Below are 17,100 nucleotides of genomic sequence, written 5' to 3' on the forward strand. Positions count from 1 at the left end.
AATCAGCGGGTTCGGGGTTCGAGTCCCTGATGGCGCACCGATCGTCTGTCGGTGCCGGAATTTTCCGGTAGCTGGCAGGCGTAAGCCTGTCTCCATGCGGTTCGGTCATGCCCGCATAGTAGCCGAAAACGCCCGCTTTTCTGACCGCCCTGAAACCCCCTTGTCGTTCGCGACACAGGGGGTTTTGTCGTGAGCGGGCACGTCTCGCCCGCCGAGCTGCTGGACGCTGTCTACTACGCGTCGGCGGTCATCACCTTCGGCGCTGATCCCGACCGACCCGGCCGTGTGATCACCCACACCTTCCAGACCGAGGACGCCCCATCCTCGGTGCCCGTGCCCGTGGCCGTCGCGGTCGCGGCACTGCGCGAGCTGGCCGACGACCTCGAGTCCGGCGGTGCGTCATGAGCGCCCCTCGCGTCACCCGCACCGCTCCCCTTCCCCGCTGCCCGCACTGCCAGCGGCCCTACCACCCGACAGCACGCGTTCCGCGACTGCCTACGGGCCAGGTATGGCGCTGCGCCGAGTGCCGCAACAGCCCCGGTTCCGACCCTGTGCCGGTCGACCGCTGGGCCGCCCCCAGGGGTGATGCCGCCGTGAGATGAGCCGAGCTCGTCCCGGTGCGCCCGTGGGTAATGCGGGTGATCGGCCTAGCCCGCCGAGTCGTCGCCCGTCAGAGGGGCCACTGCACCCATTCCGATGCGAGCGTCCGACCCGGTAAAGGCGGACTCGGACGGGGACGCCGTGGCAGGCGTACCGGACGTTCGCAATATCCCAGTCCCGGCGGCCCAGCGAGTAATTCCCGTGGCCGCGTGCATCACCAACCGATCCGATCGAAGCGACTGACGTGGTGGCACTCCGTACCTCAGCGGTACGGGGTACGCCCTGCCCTCACGCTCCCGCCGCTCCCTCCGTGGTAGCTCAGACGCCCCCGGATCGGTCCATAGACAGGAGAACTCAGCTATGACCACTCCGGACAACACCCCGCAACGCGCACGAGCGCTGGCCGCACACCTCGAACGAGCCGCCCAGAGCCTCGCCACAACTGAGGGCACCCGCCCGGCCGGCGCGCTGCCCGACCCGTCGAACCTGGCCCGGCCGGGGAAGATCAAGCCCGCGGATCGCATCGGCGAACTCGCCCGCGTCCTGCTGGTCTCCATCGGCGACCGGCCCGGCAAGCCACCCGCTCACGTCGGGCCGCCACCGACCGCCGCCGAACCGGACGCACCGGCACCGCTGCCCGCCGACGAGGTGCTGCCGTGAGTTGGGGCGGCCGCCGCGCCCAGGCTCTGCGGCTGCTGTGCCTGGCCACCTACGGCACCACCTGTCACCTGTGCGGGCGGCCCCGCGCCACCACCGCCGATCACCTGATCCCCCGCAGCAAGGGCGGCCCGGACTCACTCGACAACCTGCGCCCAGCGCACAAGTCGTGCAACTCCGCGCGCGGCGACATGTGGTTGCACGAGTGGTTCGCCTCCCGCCGCTACCAGGCCGCCACCGTGGCCCCGTCCCGAGAGTGGTGAGCGGCAATGGAACTCGACGCCGAAACCTACTGCCACGGCTGTGGTGCTCCGCTGGCATGGCGCATCACCCGGTCCCTGCCCCAGCTGACACCCCTGGACATCGAGCCCAGCGAGGACGGCACCGTGCGGGTAGACGACGACAACAGCGCAACCATCCTGGCCGGGCCTGCGCTGGCCCGCGCACGGGCTCAGCGGGCGGTGCTGTACGCCCGCCATATCCAAGGCCAGGACTGCCCGGACCTGTGGCCCGCCCAATCGGGCGAATTCGCTAATGAATTCAAATCCGAAATCCCAAAAGTTCCCAGTTTTTTGGCATTTCGGCCGCCGGACACCACCGCGCCCACCTCCCTTTTTCCCGACCAGGCCCGGCAACCGGGGGTAGGAACGCCGAGCCGAGCACCCACCGAAACGCCCTAATAGGCACCGATCAAGGAGACCCGATTATGCCCAGGCGACCCACGAATTCCCCTGAGCAAGGCCAGGATTCGATGTTCCCGGAATTGCCGAACACCGATGCCGTGGTCCGCACTCAGCCCGGCCGCCACGCGGCGGCCGTGGAACTGGCGATCAAGGCGGCCCGCGACGACCACGCGCTGGTCGACGCCGACGAGGCCGCGCTGACGCTCGTGCGCGCCGGTGCCTGGGCACTGGATGTCTTCGAGGCCCAGAACAAGCCCTACGGCCCGAGCAAGCTTCTCGGCCCGGTGCTGGACGCGCTGAAGGAACTGCGGATGACGCCCGAGACCAGGGCTACCGCGCAACACGACACCCTGGAGGAGCTGCTCCGTGAACTCGCTACCCCAACCCCTGACGCCCCCGCCCCGGTTCGCGACTCCGCGCAACCCGAGTAGGCCCACCTTCGGCCCGGCCGTGGCCAAGGTCTCGGCCGCCATGGGCCAGCCGCTCATGCCCTGGCAACGCCAGGTAGCCGACACCGCGCTGGAAGTGGACGAGCGCGGCCGGTTCGTGCATTCGCTCGTGGTCATCTCCGTACCGCGCCAGTCCGGAAAGACCACCCTGGTCCTGGCAAATGCCGTGCACCGCTGCGTGTTCCGCGCCAACCAGCGCGCCTGGCACACCGCCCAGACCGGCCAGGACGCACGCGACCAGTGGCGGGAGATGGCGGGCCGCCTGCTGCGCTCCCCGCTCAACCCGCTCATCACGGTGAAATGGGGTGCCGGTGACTCCCGGATGATCTTCGCCACCGGCTCCGAGCTACGCCCGCACCCGCCGACCGTGGACGCCCTGCACGGCAAACAGTCCGACCTCAACGACATCGACGAGGGATGGGTGTTCGACGACGCCCAGGGCGCGAACCTCATGCAAGCCATCGTGCCCACCCAGGCGACCCGTCCCGGTGCCCAGACCATCATCCTGTCCACCATGGGAACCGCGAATTCCACGTGGTTCCATGGCCTTTCGGATCGCGGGCGGGACGGCGATCCGGGTGTGTGCTATTTCGAGTGGTCGATTCCCGAGACCGCAGACCCGCTGGACCTGGACGTGGTGGCCGCCCACCACCCCGCCTACGGCCACACCATCGACATGGACGCACTCAAGCGGGCGCGAGACCAGCTCGGCGACAAGCCCGGTGAGTTCGCCCGCGCCTACGGCAACCGGCGTACCGGTGCCGGGGAACGGCTGTTCCCGCGCTGGGAGGAGGCACAGACAGCGGTCGCGTTCCCCGACGATGCCCGGCCCGCGTTCGGTGCGGCGGTCTCGATCGACCGCAGCGAAACCGCCATCGTGGCCGCCGCGCTGGTCGACGGAATGCCCGTGCTCGAGCTGATCGAATGCCGCCCCGGCACATCCTGGGCGGCACCGCGGCTTGCCCAGCTGGCCGCCGGACACCGCAACCACGGCGTAGCTGTCGACCAGTACGGCCCCTCGGGCACCCTGGCCGACGAACTGGGCCGCCTCGGGGTGACGTTGCTGCCGATCGGCATCCGCGATATCACCGCCGCAGCGGCGAACCTGCTCGACCGTCTGAACCCCAAAGACGGTGGCCCCATAGGGATTCGGTTCCGCACCGATCCGGCGTTCTCGGCCGCCGCCGACATCGCGGCGCTACGCCCGGTGGGTGATGCGGTGGCGCTGTCGCGGCGCTCGCCCGGCTCGATCGCCGCTCTGGAGGCCGGGGCGCTGGCCGCCTACGCCCTGGATCATCAAGGCGCGCCAAGCGCCGTGCCGTTGGTGGTTTTCGGATGAGGGTCCGTACCGATGCCACCGATCACATGGTGCTGACTGTCTGCGATTGTGGCTGGCGATTCGCTGGCGACTCCTACGGCCAGAACGCCCGCGCCGTGCGTGACCACGCTCGCACCGCCCACTACGACGACCCTCGAGCGGTGAAACGCGCTGCTGATTCTGCGCGTGTCGCGTCGCGGCGTGAGAGTCGCAAATGTGCGCAGGATCGAAGGCATGGGATTCATTCGGTCCTTGCTGGCGATTCGCTCGCTGCCGGAGTTGGCAGCGGCGCATAGCAATGCCGTTCAGGTTGCCTCACCGTTCTCGCCCTATCCGAACCACATGAATCAGGTGGTTTGGCCCGATCTGGTGGGGCTGGAGAACGTGCTCCCGATGACGCGCCTGGAGGCCATGACCGTCCCGGCCATGGCCCGTGCGCGCCGGATCATCGTGGGCAGCATCGCGCGAATGCCGTTGCGCGCCTACAAGGGCGACGACTTGCTGACCTCGCAGCCGGCCTGGATCGACCGCACCGACGGACCGGTGAGCCCGTTTCACCGAATGCTGTGGACGGTGGATGACCTGCTGTTCTACGGCTGGTCGCTCTGGGGCTTGTCACGTGACGATGCGGGCCAGGTGATCGCGGCCGGGCGAATCCCCTGGGAGCGCTGGGAATTCGACACCGTAGGCCGAATCGTGGTCGACGGGGAGCTGGTCGCCGACAGTGACGTGTGCCTGATCCCCGGCGTAGACGAGGGCCTGCTGTACTTCGCCCAGCGCGCGATCCGGCACGCGGCCAAGCTGATCGCCGCCGCCGACTCCGCCGCCTCGACGCCGACGCCGAACCTCGAGCTACACCAGACCACCGACGCCCCGATGCCCCAGGCCGAAATCGACGCGTTGGTGGCCGCCTGGGCCGCCGCGCGGCGCGGCGCGAACGGCGGTGTCGCCTACACCAACAACGCGATCGAGCTGCGCGAGCACGGCGCACCGAATGAGCACCTGCTGATCGAGGGCCGCAACGCCGCCGCTGTCGACATCGCGCGCGCTGCCGGTCTGCCCGCCGCCTCGATCGACGCGACCGGCCCCACGGCCTCGCTCACCTACGAGACCACCCAGGGCCGCAACGCCGAGCTGGTGGACTACGGCCTGGCCCCGTACATGTCGGCGATCTCCGCGCGCCTGGGCATGGACGACATGGTGACCCGTGGGCACCGAATCGCTTTTGACACAGAGGATTTCGTCGGTCCTGCCATTCGCGTGCAGGTGCCCGACGAGGGCGGGCCAGCCGCTAGCCCGTCCGCCGCGCCCGGTGCGTCGCGCCCTTCGCCGCCGGGCGCGGCCAGTCCGTCGACCCCAGGAGTGCGCCAGTGAACACCGAGAACGGTTGGCCTGTCATCCCCGCGTCCGAGCTGGACCGTGGCCCGGTCCCCGGCACCCGCGCCGTGGTCGAGCTGCGCGCCGGTGACGTGTCAACGGTCCTGAAGGGCTGGGCCGCCTGGTACCACCGCAACGTCGAACCGATCGACCCCGGCCAGCGCGACGAGTGGGGCTGGTCGGCCACGAACGACGTGTGGAACTCCAACCACCTGTCCGGCACCGCTATCGACATCAACGCCATGCGCTACCCGTGGAAGCACTACACGATGCCCGCCGACAAGGTGGCCGTCGTGCGCCGGGGCCTGGACCTGTTCGAGGGCACCGTGTTCTGGGGCCGCGACTGGGGCGAGATGGGCTCGTGGCCGGACGAAATGCACTACCAAATCGGCTGCAACGCACAGGAATTGGCGCGCTTCGCCGCGCGATTGAACGCCGGACATCTCGGCATCTACGGACCGGAGGACGACATGGCACTGACCGATGAGGATCTGGACCGGATCGCCGCGCACATCTGGGGTGAGATCACCAAAAACCAAGCCGGACAGCCAGTCTCGCGAGAAGACATGGTCAAGTTCATGGACACCCATATCAACGAGATCTCCGCGAAGCTGGATCGCGTTGTGAAGGCGCTGAGCGGCGGTGATCACAAATGATGTGGCTGCTGTACCTGTCATTCGCACTGGCCTGCACAGCGCTGATCTCGGTGGGCGCGGTTGTCGTGCTGCTGGTCTCGATCACCAACGCGCTCGCCGAGCGCCGACCGGAGTTCGTGAGGCGATGAGTAGTGCCCCGCCCCCCGAACAGCCGACGCAATGCGCGCACCCAGCGCGAGCGGCGGCCCGGTCGACAGCTGCCACGCTGGTCGGCCTCGGCCCCCTGGTCCCGCTGCTGGTCGCCCAGCTCGGTCAATCCCGCGCCGCTGTCGTCGTCGCGGTCGCACTCGCCGGTAACGCCGTCATCACCCGCGTACTCGCCATCCCTGAAGTGGAGGAGTGGTTGAAGCACGTCATGCCGTGGCTTGCCGCTGAATCCCCGTCCAGTCCACGGAGGCAGTCATGACCGAAATCCTGTGCACCGTCGCCGGTATCGCCGACGTGAGCGCCGACGCACAGCGGCGCATCATCACCGGGCTTGCACTGCCCTACGGCGTGCAGGGCCGCACCAATCGCGGCGCGGTGACCGTGGAGCCCGGAGCGATCGCGATACCGAGCGATCTCAAGCGCGTGAAGCTCTACCGCGACCACCGCCGCCCGGACGGCACCGGTACCCCGGTCGGCTACGTCGCCACCGCCAGCGACACCCCGGCCGGGCTGGCGCTGAGTTTCAAAGTCGGCTCCGGCGCGGACGGCGATCTGGCCCTGACCGACGCGTCCGAAGGAATCCGCGACGGCCTGTCGGTCGAGCTGTCCGGGGTGCGGCTGTCCCCAGACGGAACGCGCGTACTGGCCGCAACTCTCGACGCCGTGGCGCTGGTCGCCATCCCTGCTTTCGCCGATGCCCGCGTGCACACCGTCCAAGCCGCCAGCGGCGGACCCGATCACCCCACCACCCAGGAGGACACCATGCCCGAGATCACCGAACCAGCCGCCGACTTCACCGCCTCGGCAACCACACCCCCGCCGGAGCCGACCGAAGCGCCGGCCGTGCAGGTGCCCTCAGTTGCCCCGGCCCCGGCCGCCGCACCGTTCGGCCTGCACGCCGCTCGCACCGAACCGCGCCCTATGACCTGGGCTCAGGTGCGCGAGACCTTGCACGCTGCCCGCCAGGGCGACACCACGTTGCACGCCGCGCTGGCCGACATCACCCGATCGGCGAACCCGTGGGTCTCGCCGGACGGCTGGGTGGGTGAGCTGTGGTCGGGCGTCGCCTACGAACGGGTGGTCGTGCCGCTGCTCAATCCGGGCACGCTGACGCACTGGAAGGTGACCGGCTGGCGCTGGGTCGTCAAGCCCCAGGTGGACGACTACGCCGGTGACAAGACCGAGGTTCCCACGAACACCCCGACCACCGAAACGGTGGGGGTGGAAGCCAAGCGGCTTGCAGGTGCGCACGACCTCGACCGCAAGTTCTGGGACTTCAACGACCAGGAATTCATCGCCTCGTACTTCGCGGCCATGGCCGAGTCCTACGCCTACGAGTCCGACCAGCGGGCAGCAGCTTTCACGATGGCATCGGCCACCGCGGCTGGTTCGGCTCCGAACCTGCTGAAGGCCGTGGCCAAGGGCCGCACGTACCTGAAGACCAACGCCCGCGCCCGCGCGTCCTACGTCTTGGTCAACCCGACCGACATGGAAGCGCTGCTCGACCTCACCAACGACGACGTACCGGCCTACCTCGAGCTGCTGGGTATCGACCCCCGCAACTTCGTGGATTCCGAATTCGTCCCGGCCGGAACCGTCGTCGTCGGCGCACGCCCGGCCGCGACGTTCTACGAACTCGCCGGTTCCCCGATCCGGGTGGAAGCGGTCGAGCTGGCCAAGGGTGGCCGCGACGGTGCCCTGTTCGGCTACTACGCGACGTTGCTGCACAACGCCAAGGGCATCGCAAAAGTCACCATCACCCCGGCGCCGTAAGGAGTTCCGGCCATGACCGCACCCGTCCAGGCCCCGGCCACCGATGCCGCCGTGAAGGCATATCTCCGGCTGGATGACATCGGCGATGAGGCCACGCTGACCGCGACCGTGAACGCGGTGAACGCGCTCATGGTCGAGTGGTTCGGTGCGCCGGTGTCCCCGGCCGTCTGGTCTGAGACCAAGCGCCAGGGTGCGGTCATGCTCGCGGCGCGGGTGTTCCGGCGTCGCAACTCCCCCGCCGGTGTCGAGAGCTTCGGCGAACTGGGTCCGATCTACGTGCAGCGCAACGACCCCGACGTGGGCCAGCTGCTGGGGATCGGTGCCTACGCGCGACCGGTGGTCGGCTGATGGCCACGTTCGATATCGCCCAGATCCTCGACGGCCTGGCCGACGAACTGAAGGCAGCCGGTGTTCGCGCGGCCGTCGACCCTCGCGACCTCAATCCGCCGTGCGCCTGGGTGGTCGCCCGCTCTATCGCGCATGAGTTGCTGGGCGGGGGCGGCACCGTCGCCGTGGAGATCTATCTGATCGCTCCGGATTCCGGTGCGCCCCAGGCGTATCGGACGCTCACCGACCTGTTGGACAAGGCGCTGACCGTGCTGGAACCCGACGCCGACACCTCGCTGTCGGAAGCGGTCACCCTGCCCGGCGGGGGCGGCCCACTGCCCGCGTTCCGCCTGACCGTGAACATCGAAACCTGTTAGGAGACAACGCAATGCCTGTCAAAAGCTACAAGATGGGGCCGGGCACACTCACCCTCGGCGAAGTCGGAAGCCTGATCGACATCTCATGCCAGATCACCTCCGCGACCCTGGCCCCGGACAAGGACAAAGAGGACGACCTCAACACCCTGTGCGGCGACGTGGTGCCTGGAGAGGTGACCTACTCGTGGGCGCTGAACGCGACCATCGTGCAGGACCTCACCACCGGCGGCATCAACGAATGGTCGCTGACCCACGCGGGCGAACAGGTGCCGTTCAAGTTCGTTCCGAACACCGCCCTGGAGAAGGGCTATCAAGGCGTGCTCACCGTCGACCCGCTGGCGATCGGCGGCGACGTGAAGACCCGCCCGACCTCCGACGTGGAATGGTCGCTGGTCGGCCAGCCCGCACCCTACGACCCGACGCCGTAATGCCCTACGCACGCGTCTACGGGTCCAGCCAGCTACAGCGCACGCTGAAGCGGGCCGGGGTCGGCATGGACGACCTGAAGGACCTGCACAAGGACGGCGCGGAACTGGCCGCCGCGCGTGCCCGGATCATCGGGCCGCGTCGCACCGGCCGTCTGGTCGGCACGGTCCGCGTCTCGGGTACCGCCCGTGCCGGTGTGATCCGGATGGGCAACACCGCCACCCCCTACGCCAACCCGATCCATTGGGGCTGGCCCGCCCGGGGCATCGAAGCCAACCCGTTCGTGACCCGCGCGGCCCAGGAAACCGAGTCCGAATGGGTCGAGCTCTACGAGCGCCGCAGCAAAGAACTACTCGACCAAGTCAGGGGAATTTGAAATGGCAATTGCGCGAATCGTTTTGAACGTCGAAATGCTCGACGGCACCGAGCACCTAGACGTGCAAACCACGGTGGCCGACCAGATGGCCTACGCCCGTACCCGGCGCACTCACAAGTGGGACGCACCCCAGGACGACCCGTTGACGTTCGTGACGTTCCTGGCCTTCGCCGCGCTGCGCCGCACCGGCGCGTTCGCGGGCGGCTGGGACGAGTTCGTGGCCCAGGCCGCCGCCGTCGCGGAAACCGAGCGTGACGAGGTGTGCCCTACGAATCCGGTTCCGTCGAACGACTGATAGTCGAACTGGCTATTGCGACGAACACGCTTCCCTCGCAATGGCTTTCGGAACCGGATGACGTGATAGCCACCGCGATAGCGGTGCTGGAGGAGAACGCGCAACGAGCGAAAGGGTAGGCAGATGGCCGGACGCACCGCGATCCTGTCGGTACGGATCGTCGGCGACGGCTCCGACGCGCGCCGCGAACTCGAGCGCACCTCCCGCGCGGTCAGCGGGTTCGCCTCCACCGTCCACAAGGTAGCCGCGGTGACCTCCCTCATCGCGTTCGCGATCGGCGCGGTCGGCAACCTAGGCATTGGATTCGTCGGCCTGGGCCTGCTCGCCGCGCCCGCGCTGGCCGCAATCGCCCTCGGCATGGAGGGCATCAAGCAAGCCGCAGGCGCGGCGGCCCCGGCGCTGGCCCGACTCAAACAAGCCGTGTCGGGCACCTTCGCGCGCGAAATGCGGCCCGCCTTCGAGCAACTGGCCGGGCTCATGGATCGCATCACCCCGGCCATGCAGGGCATAGCGTCGGCGGTCTCGGGAGTCTTCGCCGCTGTCGTCGGTCAGCTAGCCGGCCCCGGCGCTGCCGCCCTAGACACCCTGCTAGCCGGGGCACAGAAGTTCATCGCCGCGCTCGGCCCCGGCCTGGCGCTGCTGACACAAGGTCTGCTCGATCTGGGCGCGGCCGCCGCGCCCGTGGCCGACAAGATCGGCGCTGCCTTCGGTGGCGTCTTCGCCTCGATCGGTGAGGCATTCTCGCGCCTGGCCGCAGACGGCACACTGACCCGACTATTCGATGGTTTCGCCCAGGCCCTCTCCGGCATCTCGGCCTTCCTCGGTCCCCTGGTCGAGCTGTTCGCCCGACTAGGCGCGGTGGTCGGTCCGGCGCTGGGCAGCATCTTCACCAGCCTGGGCACCGTACTCACCAGCATCACACCTGCTTTCGAGCGCATGGCCGCCACGATCGGCGGTGCGCTCGTGCAAGCCCTGGACGCCATCGTCAGCACCGGAGCCCTTCCCCTGATCGCGACCGCCCTAGCCGACGTCATGGCGGCCGTAGCCCCGCTGATCGGCCCCCTGGCTCAGCTGGCGGGCATCCTCGCGGGCGGTCTGGCCCAGCTCATCTCCGCACTGGCCCCCGCCTGGGCCGCCGTAGCCCAGGCCCTTTCCGGCGCGCTCGTGCAGATCCTCCCGACCGTCGCGGATATGTTCGCCCGGCTCGCCCCGGTGATCGAGCAAATCGCGACCCAGATCGGAACATCACTGGTTCAGGCGATTACGGCCCTGGCCAGCTCCGGCACCCTGGAACAACTCGTGCAGGCATTCGCGGACCTGCTCGTGGCCGTGCTGCCCTTGCTGCCGACCGTGGCGCGGTTCGCCGCCGAGCTGCTGCCGCTGGTCGTCCAGGGCCTCATTCTGGCCGCGCCGATGACGATTGCTCTGGTCAACGCCATGACCTCGCTGGCGAATATCGTTGCGGGATACGTCAATTCGGGCCTCGAGCTGTTCGGCTCGATCGTCGACCGGATACCGGGCTGGGTATCGGGAGCCGCCAGCGCCGCGCGCTCGGCCTTCGCTGCGATCGCCTCCGCGATTCAGACCGTGGTGAACGCGGTCCAATCGCTGATTGGTCTGCTGGGCTCGATCCGGTTCCCGTCGCCGCCGTCGTGGTTGTCGCGGTTCTTCGGCGGCCCGGCCGCTGAGCTGGTCGGGATCTCCACCGGCGCAAACGCGTTCATGCGGTTTCTGCCCCAGGGATTCGACACCTTCGCCGCGCCCGGCCCCGAGCTGGCCGCCGCCGCGCCGCCGCTGATGGGGTGGGCCGCTGCCGCCTCGGCCGGGCCGCCCCCCCAGATCACGAACGTGACCATCAACGTGTCCGGCGCGGTCGACCCGCAAGCCACGGCATTGCAAATCGAACGGCTGCTACGCGGACGGAACATCACCGTGGGCGCATCGGCCGCCATCGACCTGCGGGTGGGCTGAGCCATGCCATTCAACCCGACGCCGTACATCGTCTTCGACGGTGAGCGCGTGCAGTGCGACGCGGACCTGATCGGCACCGCGCCCCTGGCGCTGGCCGGTATCAAGGTCGATTGGGGGCGCGACGACTACATTTCGCACTCACGTCCCGGCACCGCCCAGCTGTCCATTCTCGACCGCACTGGCACCTGGGCGGAGAAGGTGACCGCGAAATCGGTTATAGGCCGTCGCATTTCGCTGCACTGGGAGCACACCGCCAGCGGTACCAGCCAACGCTGGTTTGCCGGGCGGGTGACAGGTGCCGTGGCGCGGCCGGCCTCGACACCGGGCGCGTGGATCATCTCGATTACCGCGGCTGCCAAGGACGCCGACATGGGAAACATCGTCATGTCGCCGGGCACCTGGCCCACCGAAACGATGATCACCCGAGCCAACCGCATCGCGACCGCAGCGGCGCCAGCGGAGATCGAAGCGTTCTACTTCTACCCGGGGTCGGTCAATATCCAGTGCTGGCCCCTCGACATCAAGGGCCGCGACCTGCATTCGCTGGCCGATGAGTTCTACATGTCCATGGGCGACACCTACAGCTACCACCCACACACCAACGTGGTTCGCCACCTGTACCGCCGCTCGTACGCGGTGAACATCTTCCTGGTCCAGATGCCAGACGGCCTGGTCTACGTGCAGGCGTCGAACATCAACTATGACTCCCAGGTCTACAAGGGCACCGGCCTGCCCGGGTGCGAGACCTCGACCGACGAGGGAATCCAGCTCGCCCCGAACTCAGTGGTCACCCGCGTACAAGTCGGGTGGAAGGAGGCACCCAGCGGCGGCACGGATGTGACCACCGTCGTGCAGACCTCGGAGGGAGATACCAACGGGCGCAGGACTGTTCAGTTCACCAGCTGGATAGACAACGGCGTCCACATTGACCCCATGGTGACTGAAGTCCTCGCGCGCGGCCAGTACGAGGGAGCGCTACCCAAACACCCGCCGGTCACCTGGGACACTCGCCGCACCCACGGGTTCCACTCTCAGGCCGAAGCCGAAGTGTTCACCCTCGCCGCTGAAACCCAAGGCGCGGTGTACATCTCGGGTTCGATCTACTCGGCCTGGCTTCCCAACATCGTGCCCGTGGCCGCGATCATCGGCGGCACCATCGAATACGACGGCGGATGGATCATCCGCACCACGCTGCAATACATCTGGAAGACCAACGCCACCGCCCAAGTCATCTGGAACGACCTCGACCAAGCCCTGCACTGGCGGACCAACGCCACCCACGAACTGGCGTCCTCAGTGACCTGGAACGACTTCCGCTACCTCACCCACCCCGGCGTCTATCTACCGTCCTAGGAGGCCAGCATGCCCGGCGAAACACCCCTGTACCACTGGCCCTACCCCACCCAAACCGATCCGGTTTGGCAAGGCGCACAACAGGTGCAAGCGCTGGCCACTGCCATCGAATCCACCTTCTCGGGCGCGACCATCCCCCCGGGCTCCGGCGCGCCGCCCACCGCCTCGGCGGTCCGCACCTCCGGCATGAACGCCACAAACGCAACCGACACACTGGTGACGTGGCAGGCCGCCGAGTGGGACTCCGCGCCAGGCGGACAGGCCCAGTACTCGACCGCCGGTCTCACGTGCCGAGTTGCTGGCCTCTACCTGATCGAAGCCGTCTGGACCTGGGCCGCGAACGGCACCGGCCGCCGGGCCCTGAAGATCACCAAGAACTCAACAGCCAGCGCCGGTTCCATCCTCGCGCGCGCCGAGAACGCCAACAGCTGGGACAACGTCGTCATGGCGTCCGGTGTGCGCCGCCTGGCAGTGAATGACGTTGTGCGCCTGCTAGTTACGCAGGACAGCGGCGGCACACTAAGCGGCGGTCAAACCATGTTCGCCGACGTACGCGGGCGGCTGACCATGACCTACGTGCGCGCCATACCCTAGTCAGATTTTGTCGAGTCGAGCACCCATTGCCGGTAGCCCGGGTGCACATCAACGACCGGGACGGCGAGGACCTGCGGTGTGTCGTCGGCATGCTCCGCGTTCGCCCGCTCGATGATCTCCGGCACGAGCGACCGCCGGGTGTGCAGGACGACGAGGTTCTCTCCGTCGTCGTGAATCTGGCCGTCCCACCGGTAGATCGAGCGGATACCGGGAATGATGTTCCCGCACGCTGCCAGCCGGTCACTCACCAGCCGCCGCGTGAACTCAGCCAACCACTCCGGGTCGGACGCAGTGACGGACACATCTACTAGTTCGGTCTCGTTGGCCATGTCCGCAAGTTTCCATCAGTGGCGACCAGTTCCGCTATCACCTGTTCGACATGGTCACGTTCGCGGGCGATCGCACCCCACCCGCGGATTACCAATCCCGCTTGGCTCAGGCCAACCCACGAACCGACCATGTGCGAGCCGTGCGGGTGCAATGCGAAATACAGTGCGCCCTTTGACCGCACAGCGCCATCGGTCGCGACGTACCAGCCCATCACGGATTCGCCATCCCATAGCCGCATCTCGCCGCGCCATTCGTAGCTTCCCTCGGTGACGCTGCGGGCACGCGATCCGTCGATAGCGAGCACCGCGCCGTCCTGCGCGATTGTCAACGGGTGGACGTCAATCCGTTCGACCTCATCCATCCATGTTTGCCACGCCGCCCACCATCGGCCAGTCAAGTCCAGACCCTGCGGCTCCATGCCCGCCAGCTCGGTCAGTGAAACCTCGAGAACCGCCGCCAGCGCGGCGGCGGTCGACAGGGACGGCTCGGACTCGCCGTTTTCGTAGCGCGAGATCGTTCGCTTGTCGACGCCTACCGCCGCGCCCAGCGCTTCCATGCTGAGGTTCTTCGCCTCCCGAGACCGGCGGATCACATCGCCTGTACTGCTCACCGCTTCATCCTCTCTCGTCTCACCGAACCCGCGCAAAGCCGGGCGTCCGGTCGTATCCTGGGTGACATATCTGTCCCAACAAGACAATTCTGTCACCCTTTGAAGGGGGCGTACACAATGAAGAAACGAGCAGTGACCTACCAACTGAAAGACTTGTCGGGCAAGGATCACGAGCGACACGAGCGCGAGATGGTGGCCCTCGGCCAGATGTGGGGTTACGACATCGCGCGCCGGCTACTGATTCCCGCCTTCTGCGACACACCCCTACTGAAGCTGGTGCAAGCGATTCAGAAGGTCGAAGCCGAAGCGGTTTTCGTGCCGTACCTGGCACACCTCGGGGGCAGTATGCGGGCGGTGACCGAACAGTGCATTTTGGTCGACACCCTGACGTTCAAGACGTACGCGCGGCACTACGACTGGCAAAAGACGCTGTCCGCCAACGGTTTCTAAGACTCCACAGGGAGAACGCTCGTGTTTCAAACCGACGTAGGCGACATGCAGGTGACCTGGGACGTCCGCGACGGAGTACCCCGGATCATGTTCATTGACGACCCCAGCGCCGGGCGGCCTGCGCGACGTTGGGTCGACGGCATCGCCGATAGCCCCATGCCCGGACGACCAGCTGGTCGTCTGGCATTTGGCCCAGCAACGTATCCGACGCTCGCCCAGGTGATCGAGTGGCTGCCCGGCTACGAGGAGACGCTATGGGAAGCGGTTCGGAGCCAGGTCCGCACGCTGCATATCGCGACGGAGAACTACGGGGACGACCGCACCTTCCACCAGGCCGAACAGGAGGCGTGGCTGTCGGCGCACGGCTACTAGACACACCGACCACGGCCGGAGCAGCGACCAGCCCCGGCCAACGTGAACGGGCCCGCCCTAGCCGGGGCGGGCCCGTTGTTGTGCCCGAACTGGATCTCGGACCACGCTCAATGCGGAATTACAGATCATTCCAGCAAGTCAGGAAGTAGTTTCTTCGTCGTCCGCGTCCTCTCGAGTGGCATTTGACAGAAGGCCGCTGTCATGGTCGGCACTCCACGAGAACACTCCACCGAGGCCGCTCTCCTTGATAGACCTGCTGCTCGTTTCGTCACCGCTGGATGTCTCAGTCATTTGATCCTCCAACCTTCCCAAACTGGTCGGCCAATTCCGACCGCTAGATATCGTCCCATGACGACCGTCGTGAACGCGCCCGAATCGGCTGCGCCCCCGACGATCCCAGTCGAACCGCCCAAGAGTGCACGCAAATCGGCGTGAGGGTGCGTTCGGTTGACCCGCGTACCCAAAGGGTACGGCCACATGCCCGCCGGGGCATGTGGCCGTACCTCTTCACGCTTCCCTAGTCGTACGCTGCCGCCTCGACCGTGGAGCGCAGGTCTTGGTGTCTCATCTTCACGTAGCGCTTCGTCGTGTCGGCGCTGGCGTGTCCGAGAAGTTCCTGAACCACGAACACGTCCTTTTGCACCCGATACGTCCGGGTGCCGAACATGTGCCGCAGCTTGTGCATGGTGTTCGCGTCGTCCAGGTGCTGACGAACACGCTTGCCGACGTACGCCGCCGTCAAGTGGCCGATGCCGTATCTGCCGGGGAAGAAGTAGCCACGACCCAGCGCCCGCAACTCCTTCGCCAGGTCGTCCAGCAAGGGCACCATGCGTTCCTTGCCGCCCTTCCCGTGCACTGTGATCCACCAGCCGTCGTCATCCTCGACCAGATCGCGCGAATGCGCCTGCGCCACTTCACCACGCCGCATTCCCGCTTCGGCCGATAAACGCAGCATTAACCGCTCACGCGGCTCAGCCAATGCCAGAGCTTCCCTATAGACCCCGTACGGTGTCGGCTTGGGATTAGGCGGGCTGGGTTTCACCGGCGGCAATTCCGCGGCGGCATTCTCGAGGGCAATACCGGCACCGGGGGCCCAGTCCCAGAATTTGCGGAAACTCTGGTAGTAGCTCCGCCTGGTATCTGTCTCCCAAACCTGCCGACCGGCCCACGAAATAAGGTGCTGACCCGTAACTTTCCCCGGGTCTGGCAAGCCGATACTGCGTGCCAGTCTTCGCAAATGGTAGGTGTGCAGGTCGACTGATGACTGAGCAATTCCCTGAGCTTGCAATGCAACTCGAAAGCTATCGAGCGCTGGAACCCACCCTTTCGGAAGCGGCGTGCCTAAAACCTTGAGGCTCGGGGCAGTTGCGCGCCCGGCCTCCGTACATAGACCATGACCGTGCATGGTTTCAAGATCACTTGACACTTCAACTTCGTTACAGCCACTCATTAGCTACCACTCCCCCTAGCCCCAACGCTGTTGCGCGGCTTGACGACTGATACCCATCGGCGCTGCTATCTCCGCCCAAGAGAATCCTGCCCCACGCAGACCCGCAACCGCTGTAGCAATAGCCGTGTCGAAGCTATCGCGTATTAAAACGAGGTCCGCCAACGCTTCTGGATCGGCCGAAGCGACGCGCCGACCCACACGTTCCGCAAGCGATTGATAGTCCGAACCGCCGACGCGGGCCGCCGCCCGACGCTTCGGTGTCAACGATTCGTTGACAGCGGACGACGCATTCCGCTCATCCCGAACGAGGAACAAGGCAGGCGGATCAATTTCCGAAAACCGACCCCCGGGTGCGTGTTGCTGCAAGTTGTCCGCAATTTCGGGCGATACCATCTGGTCTACTTGACAGCCTCCAACATGGTCGGGGGCGTCGGTATCAGTAAGGGCAGGTGAGGAAAAGTGAGGCTCCAAATCAGCGGGTTCGGGGTTCGAGTCCCTGATGGCGCACC

General features: G+C 66.9%; 24 protein-coding genes. 21 read left to right on the top strand and 3 right to left on the bottom strand.

Going from position 1 to position 17,100, the window contains the following annotated elements; genetic code table 11:
• Nucleotides 1–189 precede the first annotated feature (189 nt).
• From IBX22_RS37010 to IBX22_RS37095, 19 genes are all read left to right on the top strand, one after another.
• Nucleotides 190–405: a hypothetical protein gene (locus IBX22_RS37010; RefSeq protein ID WP_194820516.1), complete on the top strand. Its 216-nt coding sequence runs from the start codon at nt 190–192 to the stop codon at nt 403–405.
• A gap of 555 nt (nt 406–960) precedes the next feature.
• Entirely contained in the window at nt 961–1,260 is a 300-nt protein-coding gene (locus IBX22_RS37015; protein WP_194820517.1) for a hypothetical protein, read from the top strand.
• The gene (locus IBX22_RS37020; protein WP_194820518.1) at nt 1,257–1,520 is read left to right on the top strand and encodes an HNH endonuclease; all 264 of its coding nucleotides are present in this window, start codon (nt 1,257–1,259) and stop codon (nt 1,518–1,520) included. Before IBX22_RS37015 ends, IBX22_RS37020 begins: the two co-directional genes overlap by 4 nt.
• 6 nt (nt 1,521–1,526) lie before the next feature.
• Nucleotides 1,527–1,937, top strand: a complete 411-nt coding sequence (locus IBX22_RS37025) for a hypothetical protein (RefSeq protein WP_194820519.1) — start codon at nt 1,527–1,529, stop codon at nt 1,935–1,937.
• Between the two features lie 26 nt (nt 1,938–1,963).
• Nucleotides 1,964–2,371, top strand: coding sequence for a hypothetical protein (locus tag IBX22_RS37030; RefSeq protein WP_194820520.1), 408 nt, complete (start codon nt 1,964–1,966; stop codon nt 2,369–2,371).
• The gene (locus tag IBX22_RS37035; RefSeq protein ID WP_194820521.1) at nt 2,307–3,728 is read left to right on the top strand and encodes a terminase; all 1,422 of its coding nucleotides are present in this window, start codon (nt 2,307–2,309) and stop codon (nt 3,726–3,728) included. The genes IBX22_RS37030 and IBX22_RS37035 overlap by 65 nt, the downstream gene beginning before the upstream one ends.
• A gap of 321 nt (nt 3,729–4,049) precedes the next feature.
• Nucleotides 4,050–5,081 (top strand): phage portal protein, encoded by a 1,032-nt coding sequence (locus IBX22_RS37040; protein ID WP_194820522.1) that lies wholly within the window; start codon nt 4,050–4,052, stop codon nt 5,079–5,081.
• The gene (locus IBX22_RS37045) at nt 5,078–5,740 is read left to right on the top strand and encodes a M15 family metallopeptidase (RefSeq protein WP_194820523.1); all 663 of its coding nucleotides are present in this window, start codon (nt 5,078–5,080) and stop codon (nt 5,738–5,740) included. The genes IBX22_RS37040 and IBX22_RS37045 overlap by 4 nt, the downstream gene beginning before the upstream one ends.
• On the top strand, nt 5,737–5,868 hold the full coding sequence (locus IBX22_RS38120) for a hypothetical protein (RefSeq protein ID WP_255526633.1): 132 nt from the start codon (nt 5,737–5,739) through the stop codon (nt 5,866–5,868). Before IBX22_RS37045 ends, IBX22_RS38120 begins: the two co-directional genes overlap by 4 nt.
• A complete protein-coding gene (locus IBX22_RS37050) occupies nt 5,865–6,146 on the top strand; it encodes a hypothetical protein (RefSeq protein ID WP_194820524.1) in 282 nt (93 codons plus the stop codon). The genes IBX22_RS38120 and IBX22_RS37050 overlap by 4 nt, the downstream gene beginning before the upstream one ends.
• The gene (locus IBX22_RS37055; RefSeq protein ID WP_194820525.1) at nt 6,143–7,660 is read left to right on the top strand and encodes a hypothetical protein; all 1,518 of its coding nucleotides are present in this window, start codon (nt 6,143–6,145) and stop codon (nt 7,658–7,660) included. Before IBX22_RS37050 ends, IBX22_RS37055 begins: the two co-directional genes overlap by 4 nt.
• Before the next feature lie 12 nt (nt 7,661–7,672).
• Nucleotides 7,673–8,008 carry a hypothetical protein gene (locus IBX22_RS37060; protein WP_194820526.1) on the top strand — a complete coding sequence of 112 codons (336 nt, stop codon included), beginning with the start codon at nt 7,673–7,675 and terminating at the stop codon, nt 8,006–8,008.
• Complete coding sequence (locus tag IBX22_RS37065) at nt 8,008–8,364, top strand: hypothetical protein (protein ID WP_194820527.1); 357 nt, start codon at nt 8,008–8,010, stop codon at nt 8,362–8,364. Before IBX22_RS37060 ends, IBX22_RS37065 begins: the two co-directional genes overlap by 1 nt.
• A gap of 11 nt (nt 8,365–8,375) precedes the next feature.
• The gene (locus IBX22_RS37070) at nt 8,376–8,792 is read left to right on the top strand and encodes a hypothetical protein (RefSeq protein WP_194820528.1); all 417 of its coding nucleotides are present in this window, start codon (nt 8,376–8,378) and stop codon (nt 8,790–8,792) included.
• A complete protein-coding gene (locus IBX22_RS37075; protein WP_194820529.1) occupies nt 8,792–9,166 on the top strand; it encodes an HK97 gp10 family phage protein in 375 nt (124 codons plus the stop codon). Before IBX22_RS37070 ends, IBX22_RS37075 begins: the two co-directional genes overlap by 1 nt.
• A 1-nt stretch (nt 9,167) precedes the next feature.
• A complete protein-coding gene (locus IBX22_RS37080) occupies nt 9,168–9,461 on the top strand; it encodes a hypothetical protein (protein WP_194820530.1) in 294 nt (97 codons plus the stop codon).
• Between the two features lie 123 nt (nt 9,462–9,584).
• A complete protein-coding gene (locus IBX22_RS37085; protein WP_194820531.1) occupies nt 9,585–11,432 on the top strand; it encodes a hypothetical protein in 1,848 nt (615 codons plus the stop codon).
• 3 nt (nt 11,433–11,435) lie between these two features.
• Nucleotides 11,436–12,785 carry a hypothetical protein gene (locus IBX22_RS37090; RefSeq protein ID WP_194820532.1) on the top strand — a complete coding sequence of 450 codons (1,350 nt, stop codon included), beginning with the start codon at nt 11,436–11,438 and terminating at the stop codon, nt 12,783–12,785.
• Nucleotides 12,786–12,794: 9 nt separating this feature from the next.
• Entirely contained in the window at nt 12,795–13,379 is a 585-nt protein-coding gene (locus IBX22_RS37095) for a hypothetical protein (RefSeq protein WP_194820533.1), read from the top strand.
• On the opposite strand, the gene cutA is transcribed toward IBX22_RS37095, so the two are convergent.
• Complete coding sequence (gene cutA, locus IBX22_RS37100) at nt 13,376–13,708, bottom strand: divalent-cation tolerance protein CutA (RefSeq protein ID WP_194820534.1); 333 nt, start codon at nt 13,706–13,708, stop codon at nt 13,376–13,378. The two genes, IBX22_RS37095 and cutA, sit on opposite strands and share 4 nt — an antisense overlap.
• Complete coding sequence (locus IBX22_RS37105) at nt 13,687–14,319, bottom strand: helix-turn-helix domain-containing protein (RefSeq protein ID WP_194820535.1); 633 nt, start codon at nt 14,317–14,319, stop codon at nt 13,687–13,689. The genes cutA and IBX22_RS37105 overlap by 22 nt, the downstream gene beginning before the upstream one ends.
• A 117-nt stretch (nt 14,320–14,436) precedes the next feature.
• Here IBX22_RS37105 and IBX22_RS37110 point away from each other — a divergent pair, with 117 nt between their 5' ends.
• Both IBX22_RS37110 and IBX22_RS37115 read left to right on the top strand, forming a co-directional pair.
• Entirely contained in the window at nt 14,437–14,769 is a 333-nt protein-coding gene (locus IBX22_RS37110; protein ID WP_194820536.1) for a hypothetical protein, read from the top strand.
• A gap of 21 nt (nt 14,770–14,790) precedes the next feature.
• Nucleotides 14,791–15,141, top strand: coding sequence for a hypothetical protein (locus tag IBX22_RS37115; protein WP_194820537.1), 351 nt, complete (start codon nt 14,791–14,793; stop codon nt 15,139–15,141).
• 517 nt (nt 15,142–15,658) lie between these two features.
• Here the strand turns inward: IBX22_RS37115 and IBX22_RS37120 are convergent.
• Nucleotides 15,659–16,120: a site-specific integrase gene (locus IBX22_RS37120; protein WP_194820538.1), complete on the bottom strand. Its 462-nt coding sequence runs from the start codon at nt 16,118–16,120 to the stop codon at nt 15,659–15,661.
• Nucleotides 16,121–17,100: the final 980 nt, after the last annotated feature.

The organism is Nocardia sp. XZ_19_385 (assembly GCF_015355755.1).
Lineage (GTDB): Bacteria > Actinomycetota > Actinomycetes > Mycobacteriales > Mycobacteriaceae > Nocardia.

Bases quoted from the DNA above. Each gene is read 5' to 3' on its own strand.
- IBX22_RS37040 (WP_194820522.1), top strand. From the start codon at position 4,050: ATGAATCAGGTGGTTTGGCCCGATCTGGTGGGGCTGGAGAACGTGCTC.
- IBX22_RS37090 (WP_194820532.1), top strand. From the start codon at position 11,436: ATGCCATTCAACCCGACGCCGTACATCGTCTTCGACGGTGAGCGCGTG.
- IBX22_RS37015 (WP_194820517.1), top strand. From the start codon at position 961: ATGACCACTCCGGACAACACCCCGCAACGCGCACGAGCGCTGGCCGCA.
- IBX22_RS37085 (WP_194820531.1), top strand. From the start codon at position 9,585: ATGGCCGGACGCACCGCGATCCTGTCGGTACGGATCGTCGGCGACGGC.
- IBX22_RS37050 (WP_194820524.1), top strand. From the start codon at position 5,865: ATGAGTAGTGCCCCGCCCCCCGAACAGCCGACGCAATGCGCGCACCCA.
- IBX22_RS37065 (WP_194820527.1), top strand. From the start codon at position 8,008: ATGGCCACGTTCGATATCGCCCAGATCCTCGACGGCCTGGCCGACGAA.
- IBX22_RS37110 (WP_194820536.1), top strand. From the start codon at position 14,437: ATGAAGAAACGAGCAGTGACCTACCAACTGAAAGACTTGTCGGGCAAG.
- IBX22_RS37075 (WP_194820529.1), top strand. From the start codon at position 8,792: ATGCCCTACGCACGCGTCTACGGGTCCAGCCAGCTACAGCGCACGCTG.
- IBX22_RS37095 (WP_194820533.1), top strand. From the start codon at position 12,795: ATGCCCGGCGAAACACCCCTGTACCACTGGCCCTACCCCACCCAAACC.
- IBX22_RS37070 (WP_194820528.1), top strand. From the start codon at position 8,376: ATGCCTGTCAAAAGCTACAAGATGGGGCCGGGCACACTCACCCTCGGC.
- IBX22_RS37030 (WP_194820520.1), top strand. From the start codon at position 1,964: ATGCCCAGGCGACCCACGAATTCCCCTGAGCAAGGCCAGGATTCGATG.
- cutA (WP_194820534.1), bottom strand. From the start codon at position 13,708: ATGGCCAACGAGACCGAACTAGTAGATGTGTCCGTCACTGCGTCCGAC.
- IBX22_RS38120 (WP_255526633.1), top strand. From the start codon at position 5,737: ATGATGTGGCTGCTGTACCTGTCATTCGCACTGGCCTGCACAGCGCTG.
- IBX22_RS37080 (WP_194820530.1), top strand. From the start codon at position 9,168: ATGGCAATTGCGCGAATCGTTTTGAACGTCGAAATGCTCGACGGCACC.
- IBX22_RS37060 (WP_194820526.1), top strand. From the start codon at position 7,673: ATGACCGCACCCGTCCAGGCCCCGGCCACCGATGCCGCCGTGAAGGCA.
- IBX22_RS37055 (WP_194820525.1), top strand. From the start codon at position 6,143: ATGACCGAAATCCTGTGCACCGTCGCCGGTATCGCCGACGTGAGCGCC.
- IBX22_RS37025 (WP_194820519.1), top strand. From the start codon at position 1,527: ATGGAACTCGACGCCGAAACCTACTGCCACGGCTGTGGTGCTCCGCTG.